Origin of the sequence: Mycetocola tolaasinivorans (genome assembly GCF_003667565.1) — a bacterium.
GTDB classification, from domain to species: Bacteria; Actinomycetota; Actinomycetes; order Actinomycetales; family Microbacteriaceae; genus Mycetocola; species Mycetocola tolaasinivorans.
The window spans coordinates 99,972-113,394 of record NZ_RCUX01000002.1; the positions used below are offsets into that span (position 1 = coordinate 99,972).

Consider the following 13,423-nt stretch of genomic DNA (forward strand, 5'->3'; position numbering starts at 1 on the left):
GTGCCCGGTTCTTGGGCACCACACCCCGCGTGGTTGTTCGTTCTGCCTAGGCTGAGGCGGCCGCTATTTCTTCGCCACCGAGAACAACAGGGTCGAGCCTTCCTGCGGATAGTTCTTCGGATTAGGCTCGGAACCGTCGGCGATCATCGCCCCGGCTTCCCACCTGAGGATGATGGTTCCGGTATCCGAGTCCGAAGTCGCCGTGCGCGAGGTGATTCGATACGCGGCGTTCGGGAACTCAGTTTTCATGAGGGACTCGGGCATGACCCCAACGAGCTTTGCCCGGTCGGAGATGAGCATCGAGCTTCCGATCTCGGTGCCGTCACCGATGGTGAGCTCGCGAACCTCGTTCTGGTAGGCATAGGATACGGTGAGATTCGGCATCTTGTGGGTGGTACCCGAACCCAGCAGGAGCTTGGTGAAGTTGTTCGGGTTGGTGAGATCGATTCGTTCGTTCCACGGGGTCAGCGTGCTGATGTTCCAACCCGTGTTCTTCTCATCGATTCGGGCGACACTGATGGCCGTCTTTTTTTCGAAATCGTGGGTATAAATAACGGTGGGCTTGCCAGTGTTATCGAATCCCGTCTTGATGTTCGAGTTCAGGAGCCCGGAGTTTGTCGGAACCGGAGCGACGATCGCGGCATCGGTGCTGTGCAGCGCGGGCATGGTGATCGGCTCGCCGAGCGCGGTGGACCACGTCGTGAAGTCCTGTGTGCGGATCATGTTCACCGTGTGCGCCGAAGCCACGGTACCGTTTCGCTGCCACGTGTAGGACAGGTAGTAGTGGCCGTCAGCGGGGTTGTAGCGGAACTCGTCAGTAAAGACGCCGTGGTTCGGGTTTCCTCCCGAGCCCCAACCGTTCAGCACGGGGGTACCCACACCCACGGGGTTGTGCCAGCGGCCCGTGTCGGCGTTGAACTCATAAGAGAACATCATGCTGGCGTTGGTCCAACCCGAGCGGAAGTTCAAACGAAGCACACCGTTTTGATCGGTCAGGAAACGCGGGAAGGAAACGAAGCCCTCACCATCGGTGCGTTCCCCGTTCTTGTTCACCTGAACCGGGATGACGAGGCTGTTCGCAAACTTCAGGTTTGTCGGGTCGGTGGGAGAGGCGGAGCGCCAGTAGTTCATCGCGGAAATATTGACGTTCGCGATGATGTGCAGTTGACCGATTGAGTCAATGGACATCGCGATGTTGTTCCGAGTATCACCGGACAGCTTCACCTGATTACCCGCGCCATCGCGCGGGGTGTTAAAGGTCCAGGGGCCGCTGTTTCCCGTGCGCTGTGCAACGGTCAGGGTCCGGTCGGCGGCATAGAAGGCCACGTAGGTGGAGTCTCCCCGAGTGGCTACTGCCTGATCGGTGAAGAAACCGGCGAAGCTCTTCGCCTCGACACCATTGGCGTCGAGTAACTTCTCGGGCTGTCCGTTGAGCTCGAGTTCCTTTTTCCCGCCGGGTTTTTCGCCGGTAGTGGCGAACTAGAGGGTGGAGCCTTCGGCCGGATAGCTGCCGGGCTGCGGCTCGGCATTGTTCGCGATCATGGCGCCGGCCTCCCACTTCATCATGGCCGTTCCTCGGGCCCACTTCGTGGTTGCCGTACGGTAGATGATGTTGTAGCTGCTTCCGGGGAACTCCGTTTTTGTCAGCGATGCGGGCAGCCTGTCGGTGGCCTTTAGCGCGTTCGAAACCAGGTCGAAAGACCCCGCAGCATCGCCATCATCAATGGCGAGCTCGCGGATCTGGCCCTTGCAGTAGTGGCCGATGTTGAGTTTTGAACCGGAAGCGGTCGTGCCCGAATTGAGGAGAAGCTCGGTGAGCTTGGTCGGCTCGTCATAGTTGGTGTTGCCGGTCCATGGGTTGAGCGTGCTGAGGGTCCAGTCATTACCTCCGGGATTTAACCGGGCCACGCTCAGAGCCGTGCCGGATTCGATATCGCGCGTGTAGGTAACGGTAGGCTTTCCGGCACTGTCGAACCCGGTCTTTACGTTCGAGTTGTGCAGGCCCGAGTTTTCTGGAATGTCCTCGACCATGGCGTCGGGGTTGTTGAACTGTACGGGGGAGGGAGGGGCGTACCCGCCGCGGAGGTCCAGCTCTTGAAGTCCTTGGTGCGGATGAGGTTGATCGTGGTGAGCGCCGCGACGCTGCTTCGAGTCCTCCAGGTGTACGACATGTAGTAGAAGTCGTCGGCCGGGTTGTACTCGATGCGGTCGGGATACGGCGAACGGTATTCATCCGTCACCCAACCATTCCGGACGGGCTGACGGCCGAGCGGGTTAGACCAGCTCGTGGTTGCGGAGTCGTATTCGTAGACGTATATCTGGCCGACGTTTGACCAGCCCTGGCGCCACTTCAGGCGGAATACGCCATCGTTGCCGGTGAAGAAGTCGGGATAGGTGACGTATCCCTCAATGTCGGAACGCGCCCCCTTGTCGTTGTACTGCGGCGGAACGACCATGCTCTTTGCAAACGCGAAGTTCAGCGGATCCGATGCGGACACCGAGTACCAGTACCGCATCTCCGAGGAGTGGACGTTCGCGATGATGTGCAGGGTGCCATCCGGTGCCATCCGGTGCCATCGACATGGCGATGTTGTTGTGGGTATCACCCTTCAGCGTTTCCGTTTCGTCCGCCCCGTTCTGCAGGGTGACGAAGGCCCAGGGGCCGGTGTCACCGGTGCGCGAGCCCACGGTGAGTTTCTTATCGGCGGCGTAGAAGGCCACATAGGTGCTGGTGCCGTCGGTCGCGATCGCTTGATCGGTATAGAACCCGGCGTAGGCCTTCGCGGCAACGCCGTGTGCATCGAGCATTTTCTCGGGCTCGGTGCTGAGCGCGAGCTCCGTCTGGGCGACGGGCTTTTCGCCGGGAACCTGGCATGAAAGCGAGGTGGCGCCCACGGCGGCTCGGACGGATGTTTGGGCCGGTGCGGCGTGTGCGGAGGCGGGGATACCCGCTCCGATGGGCACGAGCCCAGCCAGCGTCAATCCGACGGTGAGTAACTTGAGTTTTTCACGATTCCCCCTGGAGGTGTGACGTCGCGAGACGATGCCGTCTCGCGGACGTTTTGATACGTTGCGTATCGTTCTTTAAGACTAGAAAGCGCGTTGTGTGGGCACCATGGTGAATTGAATGTGGCAATTTTGATCGCGCTAGGAGTCACAGACCCAATGCGACGCGGGTCGGTCTGAGCTTCGGGCATAATCGCCGAAAAACCGGTAGCTGGGCTGAATATCAGGTGTCATTTTGTGTCGTCGGTGCCGTCGTTTTGACGCGAAACCACACCTCACAAAAAGGGCATCGCCATGTGCCAAACTGGAACACAGAATCGGCCTCGCTCGTGATCCTTAGGTGACAATGGCCCCGGGAGGCTCGTGAAAGCACGTTTAAACGCATGCCAACGCGACGTGCAATTCGCGACAGATTTTCGAGATTTCGTTGGTTTTTTCTTTTGACTGGAAACTGACGGCAACGATTGCCGTCCATTTCCAATGGAGGAAAAATGAGAAAGCTCGCGACGATTCTTGTGGGGGCCGCCCTGAGCGCGACCACCCTGGTGGGAATCCAGATTAGTCAACCAGCACCGGCCGAGGCCGCCAGCTGCCGTATCTCCAACCTGGGGTGGTGGAGCGTAAAAAACGACACGTGCAGGACGGTCATGCATCGGTCGATCACTACCACGGGGTCGAACATGCTCCCCGGGCTGGAAGAGGATACATTTCCCGCCAACTTGTGTGCTGGGCGAACGCCACGGGCTACGGAGCACGGGTGTGGGCTTAGGTGGTACCGCGGGCTGGCTCGGCAATAATGTCGAGCCCGCCCGTCTTCCCAGCCCAGAGTTTGGAGCAAACGTGAGAGTGCGGAAAGCCCCCGGTGTTGTGGGAGCGATGGTTCTTGCCATAACCCTGAGCGGGTGCGGTTCGGGCGCAAATGGTCGAATGTCGGTTAGCAAGGCTGATGCCTCTGGCACGGACTTCACTGGTACGTGGGGTGAGGAGTTCCGGGCCGGGTGGAACGAGGCGGTGACGGACCTCCAACGCCAAATTCTTGCGGACGGGGTCGTTACGGACCAGGAACTGATTGCCTCACGAGAGCCTCTTATCGAGTGCCTGGCCGCCCGCGGGGTGAGTATCACGTTTAACGAGCGGGGAGGATCGACGACGCGTTCTGACGAGCGCGGCGTGAAGCCGGAGGAGCAAGCCGAGATTTTCGGCAGCTGCGATGAAGAAGTGGGCGTCGAGGTAGACCTTCTCTACTGGCAGGTGAAGCGCAACCCGGAAAACCTGGACGAGCCCACAATCGTTGCCAAGTGTCTCGTAGACAAGGGCATCGTGGCGCCCGGTTATAGCGCTCAGGACTATGAGCGGGACTTTGAGGGCGAATTCCCGTTCCCTGCGACCGACATGGTGGCTGGCGAGTGCCTGTCCAACCCGCTCGGGGTGGAGTACTAGTGCGCGCCAGAATCGAGAGCCGGAGGAAACCGCTGTGGGCTGCTGCCGTAGTCCTGATTGTGTTTGTACTCGCGGGATGTGCCGCAATGGCCCCGGATAAGACCCTGAAGATCGCCGATCGAGGTACGGATTTTTCTGGGCCGTGCGCTGAAGCGTTCCGGGCCGGGTGGAACGAGGCGGTGACGGATCTTGAGCGTCAGATTCTTGCGGATGGTGTCGTGACGGAGCAGGAGCTTATCGCTTCGAGAGAACCACTTATCGGATGTCTGGCTGCCGGAGGGGTAACAATTACGTTTGATGAGCGGGGAGGGGGAGAGACCCGCTCCGACGAACGCGGTGTGGCCCCGGAGACTCAGGGCAAGGTTTTGGAAGAGTGTGAGCGCGAGTTGGGCATTTACGTGGACTTCCTCTACTGGCAGGGGAAGCGCAACCCGGACAACCTGGATGAGTTTACGATAGTGGCGCAGTGTCTCGTAGACAGGGGCATCGTGGAGCCCGGATACAGCGCGAAGGACTATGAGCGGGACTTTTTTTACGGCGAGTTCCCGTTCTCCGACACGGACATGGTGGCCGGTGAGTGTCTGTCCAACCCCCTCGGGATGGAGTACTAGTGCGATCCTCCGGTGACCGTACGGGTGCGAAGCGTGGGTGGTTTCGTCCCACCCTCGGGATACTCGGTGCCGTTGCCCTCGCGAGCGGCGGTGTGATTGCCGGCGTGCTGCTGACCGAGGGCGAGGTTCCCGAGGCGCTTCGTCCGGCGGACGCTCTCACCCAGTCGGTACTGAGCGAGCGCAGTTTCGATGACTCCCGTGCTGCCGAACTCAGTATCACCGGCGGCGCTCAGCGGGCGCTGCGCGCCCCGGTCTCCGGGCGCATCACCGCGCTCACCTGCACACCGGGAACGGATGTTACTCGCGGAAGCGTACCGTTTGCGATCGATGGTGTCTCCGCGGTTGCCCTCGGTGGCGCTCAGCCGCCCTGGCGAGACCTCGTCCAGGGCGATACCGGTGCCGATGTGCTCGCGTTGCGCGCGGAGCTGCGCGAACTCGGGCACTCCGTCTCCGATCGGGGTGGCGTCGATTCGGCCCTCCTGAGCGCTACGGGCGCGCTCCTCAAAAAGGCCGGCGTGACCCCCGCGGATCCCGCCACCATCGCGCAGGCGAACATCGCCTGGCTCTCGCCCGGCCCGGCCGGAGCGACCGGCTGCCCGCTGGGCGTGGGAGAGCAGGCAGAGGAGGGCCGAACGATCATCGCGCTGCCCGATACCCTCGCCGCCGTGAGCCTGAGTGCCCTGCCGGAAAACCCGGTGGAGGGTACCCGGCTGGTCGAGGTTAACGGGCAGCGGTATCCCATCGACGCCGCCACGGGCGCCGTGACCGATCCCGACGCGCTCGCCGCCATTATTGCGGGAGAGCGCATCCCCGCAGATCAGAGTGCCGGTGCCGGCTCCATCCGCACGGTCGGTGCCCGCTTTGTGCTGGCCGACCCGGTCACCGCCTGGGTGACCGCACCCTCCGCGCTCTACGCCGTCGAGAGTTCCACCGCCTGCGTGAGCTCCGAGGGCGAGCTCTACCGGGTGAGCCTTCTCGGATCACAGCTCGGGCAATCATTCTTGCGATTCGCTGACGGTGTTACCCCTCCGCGGGCGCTCGACCTCACCCCCGATCCGGCAGCCGCATGCGGGTAGTGCTCGAGAACGTCGGGCACGCATTTCCCGGAGGCGCGCCACTCTTCACCGCCCTCAACCGCGAGCTGCTGCCACACCACGTCTACGCGCTCTCGGGCCCCTCGGGTTCGGGAAAGAGCACGCTTCTGAGCATCCTCGCCGGATGGGAGGAACCGAGCGCCGGATGCGTGGTGCGCGAGGGCATCACCCGCACCGGCTGGGTGTTTCAAAACCCGCACGGGGTCGCGAGACGAAACGCCCTGGACCACGTCGTGCTGCCCCTGATCGCACACGGGCTCGGGAGACGAGACGCCGAGCGCACGGCACACGATCACCTCGAGCTATTCGGCCTCGCACACGTGGCCGACCGCCCCTTCAGCGCGCTCTCCGGTGGCGAAGCCCAGCGACTCATGCTCGCCCGCGGAATGGCAACCGGACCAGACCTCTTCCTCGTTGACGAACCCACCGCCCAGCTGGATCGGCGCACCGCGGACACCGTCAACGCGACCCTCGGCGTACTCTCGCGGGCGGGCAGCATCGTGGTGGTGGCCACCCATGATTCCGCCACGCGCGACGCCTGCACCGACCACATCGATCTGAGCGTGACCACATGAGGGCCGATGAGAACGGCTCCGGATCGAAGCCCCCGCCTGAGCCAACCCCACGCGAGCGAACGCGCGGCACCGGGATGCGGCCCGGCGCACTCCTGGGTGAGATTTCACGGGATGTGTACACCGGAACCTCCCGCGCGCTCCTGTTTACCCTGCTGTGTAGCGTGATCCTGATCGGGTTGTGCCTCGCCGAGCTGGGAGCGGTCTCACGCGTGCTGGGTGATGCCGATACCTATCGCCGCTCCGGTGCCTCGATCCTCACGTTTCAGGCACCCGGGCAGATCGACGCCGCACGCTGCGAGGCGCTGAAGACCCTGCCCAACGTCAACCACGCGGGTGCCCTGCGGGAAAACCCGGCGGGGATGCGCCCGGCGGCGCTTCCGGGGCACTCAATCCCGCAGCGCGATGTCACCGAGGGGTTCATTCAGCTCCTGACCGCGGCGGGGAGCGATACCGGAGCCGCGCCGGGGCCGGGCATAGTCCTCTCGGATCAGGTGGCCAACGCCCTCGGCCGCGACGCCGGGGGGCACGATTCACACGGCCGCAGATTCCATTCCGGTGCGCGCGGTATTCCCCTTCCCCGACGACGGACGCAAGCCCGGGCTCGGCTACACGGTACTCGCGCCGGTCTCGGACCGCGGAACGCCGTTCGATGAGTGCTGGATCGAGGTGTGGCCGCAGGCTGAGCCGGTGGCCGCACACCTGCGCTCCACCCTCATCAGCGATGGCGATGCGCAGACGCGTCCACAGCTCAGCCAGCTCAACTCCCGGCTCGGGCAGAGTTTCCCCGGTGAGCGTCTCTTCGTCGAGCGGATCACCGAGTTTGCCGCCCCAATCGCGGGTCTTGCCGGAGTCGTGATCGGCTTCGCCATGGTGCGCATGCGCCGCCTCGAGCTCGCCTCCGCCCGCCACAGCGGGGTCACCCCCGCCACGCAAACTCTGATCCTGCTGGGGGAGGCCCTGGTGCCGGCGCTGGTTTCGGTCCTGGTCACAGCAGCCACGGTCATGCTGGTGACCGGGCTCCCCGGCACCCTCGATCCCGCCGCGCTGCGCGGACTCTCGGCCCGCGTCTGCCTCACCCTTGTGCCCGCCCTCCTGCTGGGTGTGATCACCGGGGCGCTCACCACCCGAGAAAAACACCTCTTCCGCTACTTCAAAGCCCGCACCTAACCGCGTGCAATACCGTCTGTTCACCCAGAACCTGAGTGTCTGCGGGGTACACGGGTGACCTGCAGCGGGGGCAGGGGGTAGAGTCTTAGGTGGGTATCTTGACGTCGAGTTACAAGCGAGGCGTCGGGTACGTACTTTTCTCCCAAAACCTCATTGCGGATTGGAACCACACGTGGATCTTTACGAGTATCAGGCCCGAGACCTGTTCGAGAAATACGGGGTACCGGTCCTTGCCGGTATCATCGCGGACACCCCCGAAGACGTACGCGCCGCCGCCGAGAAAATCGGTGGCGTTGTTGTTGTCAAGGCACAGGTTAAGGTCGGCGGGCGCGGAAAGGCGGGCGGCGTAAAGGTCGCCAAGACCCCCGACGAGGCATTCGAGGCCGCACAGGCCATCCTGGGCCTCGACATCAAGGGCCACGAGGTCAAGCGCGTCATGGTCGCGCAGGGCGCACAGATCGCCCGCGAGTTCTACTTCTCCGTGCTGCTGGACCGCGCTAACCGCTCCTACCTGTCGCTCGCCAGTGTCGAGGGCGGCATGGAAATCGAGCAGCTCGCCGTCGAGAAGCCCGAAGCCCTGGCCCGTATCGAGGTCAACCCGCGCACCGGCATCGACGCCGCAAAGGCGCGCGAGATCGCGATCGCCGGCGGATTCACCGGCGACCTCGTCGACAAGGTTGCCGACGTCTTCGTCAAGCTGTACGAGGTGTACGCGGGCGAGGATGCCACCCTGGTGGAGGTCAACCCGCTCGTCCTCACCGAGGCCGGCGACATCGTCGCCCTCGACGGTAAGGTCTCGATCGACGAGAACGCTGAGTTCCGTCACCCCGAGCACGCGGCACTCGCCGACAGCGCCACCACCGACCCGCTCGAGCTCAAGGCCAAGGAGTCGGACCTCAACTACGTCAAGCTCGACGGTGAGGTCGGAATCATCGGTAACGGTGCCGGCCTCGTGATGTCGACCCTCGACGTCGTCGCCTACGCCGGAGAGAACTTCGGCGGCGTCAAGCCCGCCAACTTCCTCGACATCGGTGGTGGAGCCTCCGCCGAGGTCATGGCCAACGGCCTCGACGTCATCCTCGGCGACAGCCAGGTGAAGTCGGTTTTCGTCAACGTCTTCGGTGGAATCACCGCCTGTGACGCCGTCGCAAACGGCATCGTCAAGGCCCTCGAAATCCTCGGCGACACCGCCTCCAAGCCGCTCGTTGTGCGCCTGGACGGCAACAAGGTGGACGAGGGTCGCGCGATCCTCGCCGCCGCAAACCACCCGCTGATCACCATCGCGGGCTCCATGGACGAGGGCGCCGCCAAGGCCGCCGAGCTGGCATCGAAGTAGTAGGGACCGGAACATGTCGATCTTTGTAAACAAGGACTCCAAGGTCATCGTCCAGGGCATCACCGGCGGCGAAGCCTCCAAGCACACCGCCCTGATGCTCGCCGCAGGCACCAACATCGTCGGTGGCGTCAACGCCCGCAAGGCCGGCACCACCGTCACCCACGGTGACATCACCCTCCCGGTGTTCGGCAGCGTGGTCGAGGCCATCGAAACCACCGGAGCAGACGTCTCCATCGCGTTCGTGCCGCCGGCATTCGCGAAGGACGCCGCAATCGAGGCCATCGACGCCGAGATCCCGCTGCTCGTCATCATCACCGAGGGAATCCCCGTCGGCGACTCCGCCGAGGTCTGGGCCTACGCCCAGGAAAAGGGCAACAAGACCCGCATCATCGGCCCGAACTGCCCCGGCATCATCACCCCGGGAGAGGCCCTCGTCGGCATCACCCCGGCCTCGATCGCCGGCACCGGCCCGATCGGACTGGTTTCCAAGTCCGGAACCCTCACCTACCAGATGATGTACGAGCTGCGCGAAATCGGCTTCTCGACCGCCATCGGTATCGGTGGAGACCCCATCATCGGCACCACCCACATCGACGCCCTCGCCGCATTCGAGGCCGACCCCGACACCAAGGCGATCGTCATGATCGGCGAGATCGGTGGAGACGCCGAGGAGCGTGCAGCCGACTACATCAAGGCACACGTCACCAAGCCCGTCGTCGGCTACGTCGCGGGCTTCACCGCCCCCGAGGGTAAGACCATGGGCCACGCCGGCGCCATCGTCTCCGGCTCGGCCGGAACCGCCCAGGCAAAGAAGGAGGCCCTCGAGGCCGCCGGAGTCAAGGTCGGAAAGACTCCGTCCGAGGCCGCGAACCTGATGCGCGAGATCATCGCCGGTCTGTAAGGACGGGCAAGACACGGCCTCGCATGCCGAGGCCGCGAACCTGATGCGCGAGATCATCGCCGGTCTGTAACCGGCAGGTCCGCGCGCGGACACGATAGGACAGCACCCCGTCACCGAAAGGAGACGGGGTGCTGTTTTTTGAGAAAATATTAGTGCCACGGAAACTACAAATTGCCGAAAGTTTTTCGGGTGTGCGAGAACCGACAAGCGTGCGCATTTAGGTCTTTGACCAGGGATTTAATATTAGAATCACCTATCCCCAATTTGGGGTGCATCGCAACTAACTCGACACACAAAACCTCCTGAGTCCCCCGTCCGGGGGTATTGCAGCGGCAAAATCGCCGCTATATGTTGTTTGCGTCTACAAAGTGCACCTGCGCTGGGTGGACGTCATCCCATCGTCATCCCGGGTTTCGGGTGGCGGGCAGGCGAAGAGGATCACCGCGGATCCCCTCGACACCCTTCCTGCTCACGCTCCGTACCCTCGGGCCCTGGTGCCCACGGCCGCCGGTGGGGCAATCGCATTCAGAGAGGAAAGCAATCACAATGACCAAGACCCGAAAGATGCTCGCGGTTTCCGCGGCCGGTGTACTGGCACTCAGCCTCGCCGCCTGTTCGAGCAGCGACAACGGTGGCGGTGCCGGTGGCGGCAATGCCAGCGGCGACTGCAACGTGGGTATCTCGATGCCCACCCGAAGCCTCGAGCGCTGGATCAACGACGGTGAGCAGCTGCAGAAGGAACTCAAGGACGCTGGCTGCAAGGTTGACCTGCAGTACGCGGACAACAAGACCGACCAGCAGATCAGCCAGATCCAGAACCAGATCGCCGGCGGATCGAAGATCCTGGTGATCGCCGCGATCGACGGTAAGGTCCTCGCCCCCGCACTCGAGGAGGCAAAGAAGCAGAAGGCCACGGTCATCGCCTACGACCGCCTCATCAACGGCACCGAGAACGTCGACTACTACGCAACCTTCGACAACTACAAGGTCGGTACCCTGCAGGGCACCTTCATCGAGGAGCAGCTGGACCTGAAGAACGCCGCGGGCCCGTTCAACCTCGAGCCCTTCGCCGGAAGCCCCGATGACAACAACGCGAAGTTCTTCTTCTCGGGTGCCTGGGACGTTCTGAAGCCCTACGTGGACGAGGGCAAGCTCGTGGTTCCCAGCGGCAAGTCGCCGAAGAGCGATGACGACTGGGCCTCGATCGGTATCCAGGGCTGGGCGAGTGACAAGGCACAGTCCGAGATGGACAACCGCCTGTCGTCGTTCTACACCGGTGGCAAGAAGGTAAACGTGGTGCTGTCACCCAACGACAGCCTCGCGATCGGTATCCAGGCATCGCTCAAGTCGGCGGGTTACACCCCGGGTGCGGACTACCCGCTGATCACCGGGCAGGATGCCGATAAGGCAAACGTCAAGGCGATCCTTGCCGGTGAGCAGGCCATGACCGTGTGGAAGGACACCCGCACCCTCGGTAAGCGCGTGTTCACCATGATCCAGGAGATCGTCGCGGGCAAGACCGTCGAGGTCAACGACACCAAGACCTACGACAACGGCAAGAAGGTTGTGCCCTCGTACCTGCTGGATCCCGAAATCGTGGTCAAGGACGACGTCAAGACCAAGCTCGTGGACTCGGGCTTCGTGAAGGCATCTGACGTCGGCCTCTAGGCCGCACCCCTGGTGGTCCGTGCCCGGCCGTGCAGTAGGCCGGGCACGGACCCCGTGATTCAGCCCGAACACGAAGGCACAACATGAACAACACCCCCATTCTTCGAATGGACAATATCGTCAAGAACTTCAACGGTGTCACGGCACTGAAAAATGTGAGCCTCGAGGTGACCCGCGGTGAGGTGCACGCGATCTGCGGCGAAAACGGCGCGGGTAAGTCGACGCTGATGAAGGTGCTCAGCGGCGTCTATCCGGCCGGAACCTACGGTGGAAACATCGTTTTTGAGGGCGAGCAGGTTGGCTATCGCTCGATCAACGAGAGCGAGGCGGATGGCATCGTCATCATCCATCAGGAGCTGGCGCTCAGCCCCTACCTCTCGATCGCCGAAAATATCTTTCTGGGCAACGAGATCTCCACCCGCGGCGTGATCGACTGGAACAGGACCAACCGCGAGGCCGCGCTGCTCCTGGCACGGGTCGGCCTCGATGAGAACCCGGCGACCCGCGTGCTGGAGCTCGGGGTCGGAAAGCAGCAGCTGGTGGAGATCGCCAAGGCGCTGTCGAAGCAGGTGAAGCTCCTCATTCTGGATGAGCCCACCGCCGCGCTCAACGATGAGGACTCGGCGCACCTGTTGACCCTGATCAACCACCTGCGCGAGCAGGGCATCACCTCGATCATCATTTCCCACAAGCTCAAGGAGATCCGCCAGATCGCGGATACCGTCACGATCATTCGGGATGGCGAGACGATCGAGTCGTTCTCGATGTCGGAGCCCGACGCCACCGAGGCCCGCATCATCCGTTCGATGGTGGGGCGGGACCTCAGTAGCCTGTTTCCTCCGCGCGAGGCAAACATCGGCGAGGTTATTTTTGAGGTGCGCGACTGGAGCGTGTACCACCCGGTAGACACCACCCGCCTGGTGGTGGACGGCGCAAACTTCACCGTGCGCGCGGGCGAGATTGTGGGCTTTGCCGGGCTGATGGGTGCCGGGCGGACGGAGCTGGCGATGAGCATTTTTGGGCGCTCATACGGCACCAACATCTCCGGTACGGTGCTCAAGGACGGCGTCGAGATCCAGACCCGCACGGTGGATGAGGCCATCCGGAACGGCCTCGCCTACGCCACCGAGGACCGCAAAAAGTATGGCCTCAACCTGATCGGGGACATCGCGGTCAACGTCTCGGCGGCGGCGCTCGCCAAGCTCGTGCGCTTCGGCGTGATCGATCGGCACCGTGAGTACAAGGTGGCCGATTCGTACCGCGCGAAGATGAACATCAAGGCCCCCAGCGTGAGCGCAATCACCGGGAAGCTCTCGGGCGGAAACCAGCAAAAGGTTGTGCTGTCGAAGTGGATCTTCTCGGGCCCCGACGTGCTGATCCTGGACGAACCCACCCGCGGTATCGACGTGGGTGCCAAGTACGAGATCTACGGCATTATCAACGAGCTGGCCGCGCAGGGTAAGGCGGTCATCGTGATCTCCTCCGAACTCCCCGAACTCATCGGTCTTTCCGACCGAATCTACGCCATCTCCGAGGGCGTTCTCACCGGCGAAGTGGCCCGTGCGGATGCGACTCAGGAGCGACTCATGCACTTCATGACCGCAGGAAAGGACTCCGCACTGTGA

General features: G+C 63.0%; 14 protein-coding genes. 10 read left to right on the top strand and 4 right to left on the bottom strand.

Features of this window, described 5'->3' with window-relative positions; genetic code table 11:
- Window positions 1–63: 63 nt before the first annotated feature.
- From D9V32_RS02335 to D9V32_RS16425, 4 genes are all read right to left on the bottom strand, one after another.
- Complete coding sequence (locus tag D9V32_RS02335) at window positions 64–1,326, bottom strand: BNR-4 repeat-containing protein (protein WP_121647294.1); 1,263 nt, start codon at window positions 1,324–1,326, stop codon at window positions 64–66.
- 153 nt (window positions 1,327–1,479) lie between these two features.
- Window positions 1,480–2,031, bottom strand: a complete 552-nt coding sequence (locus D9V32_RS02340; RefSeq protein WP_121647295.1) for a hypothetical protein — start codon at window positions 2,029–2,031, stop codon at window positions 1,480–1,482.
- A complete protein-coding gene (locus tag D9V32_RS02345; protein ID WP_245982019.1) occupies window positions 1,983–2,516 on the bottom strand; it encodes a BNR-4 repeat-containing protein in 534 nt (177 codons plus the stop codon). Before D9V32_RS02345 ends, D9V32_RS02340 begins: the two co-directional genes overlap by 49 nt.
- Window positions 2,407–2,895, bottom strand: coding sequence for a BNR-4 repeat-containing protein (locus D9V32_RS16425; protein WP_147440372.1), 489 nt, complete (start codon window positions 2,893–2,895; stop codon window positions 2,407–2,409). The genes D9V32_RS02345 and D9V32_RS16425 overlap by 110 nt, the downstream gene beginning before the upstream one ends.
- Window positions 2,896–3,933: 1,038 nt before the next feature.
- Between D9V32_RS16425 and D9V32_RS02355 the strand changes: the two genes are divergently transcribed.
- From D9V32_RS02355 to mmsA, 10 genes are all read left to right on the top strand, one after another.
- Window positions 3,934–4,446: a hypothetical protein gene (locus D9V32_RS02355; RefSeq protein ID WP_121647298.1), complete on the top strand. Its 513-nt coding sequence runs from the start codon at window positions 3,934–3,936 to the stop codon at window positions 4,444–4,446.
- A complete protein-coding gene (locus tag D9V32_RS02360) occupies window positions 4,446–5,057 on the top strand; it encodes a hypothetical protein (RefSeq protein WP_121647299.1) in 612 nt (203 codons plus the stop codon). The genes D9V32_RS02355 and D9V32_RS02360 overlap by 1 nt, the downstream gene beginning before the upstream one ends.
- Window positions 5,057–6,133, top strand: a complete 1,077-nt coding sequence (locus tag D9V32_RS02365) for a hypothetical protein (protein WP_121647300.1) — start codon at window positions 5,057–5,059, stop codon at window positions 6,131–6,133. The genes D9V32_RS02360 and D9V32_RS02365 overlap by 1 nt, the downstream gene beginning before the upstream one ends.
- On the top strand, window positions 6,124–6,726 hold the full coding sequence (locus D9V32_RS02370; RefSeq protein WP_121647301.1) for an ATP-binding cassette domain-containing protein: 603 nt from the start codon (window positions 6,124–6,126) through the stop codon (window positions 6,724–6,726). The genes D9V32_RS02365 and D9V32_RS02370 overlap by 10 nt, the downstream gene beginning before the upstream one ends.
- Window positions 6,727–6,839: 113 nt before the next feature.
- Entirely contained in the window at window positions 6,840–7,379 is a 540-nt protein-coding gene (locus D9V32_RS02375) for a hypothetical protein (protein ID WP_147440373.1), read from the top strand.
- Complete coding sequence (locus tag D9V32_RS02380; RefSeq protein ID WP_147440374.1) at window positions 7,282–7,893, top strand: hypothetical protein; 612 nt, start codon at window positions 7,282–7,284, stop codon at window positions 7,891–7,893. The genes D9V32_RS02375 and D9V32_RS02380 overlap by 98 nt, the downstream gene beginning before the upstream one ends.
- A 172-nt stretch (window positions 7,894–8,065) precedes the next feature.
- Window positions 8,066–9,229: an ADP-forming succinate--CoA ligase subunit beta gene (gene sucC, locus D9V32_RS02385; protein WP_121647304.1), complete on the top strand. Its 1,164-nt coding sequence runs from the start codon at window positions 8,066–8,068 to the stop codon at window positions 9,227–9,229.
- 13 nt (window positions 9,230–9,242) lie between these two features.
- The gene (gene sucD, locus D9V32_RS02390; protein ID WP_121647305.1) at window positions 9,243–10,130 is read left to right on the top strand and encodes a succinate--CoA ligase subunit alpha; all 888 of its coding nucleotides are present in this window, start codon (window positions 9,243–9,245) and stop codon (window positions 10,128–10,130) included.
- Between the two features lie 546 nt (window positions 10,131–10,676).
- Window positions 10,677–11,798 carry a multiple monosaccharide ABC transporter substrate-binding protein gene (chvE, locus tag D9V32_RS02395; RefSeq protein WP_121647306.1) on the top strand — a complete coding sequence of 374 codons (1,122 nt, stop codon included), beginning with the start codon at window positions 10,677–10,679 and terminating at the stop codon, window positions 11,796–11,798.
- Between the two features lie 83 nt (window positions 11,799–11,881).
- Complete coding sequence (gene mmsA, locus D9V32_RS02400) at window positions 11,882–13,423, top strand: multiple monosaccharide ABC transporter ATP-binding protein (protein ID WP_121647307.1); 1,542 nt, start codon at window positions 11,882–11,884, stop codon at window positions 13,421–13,423.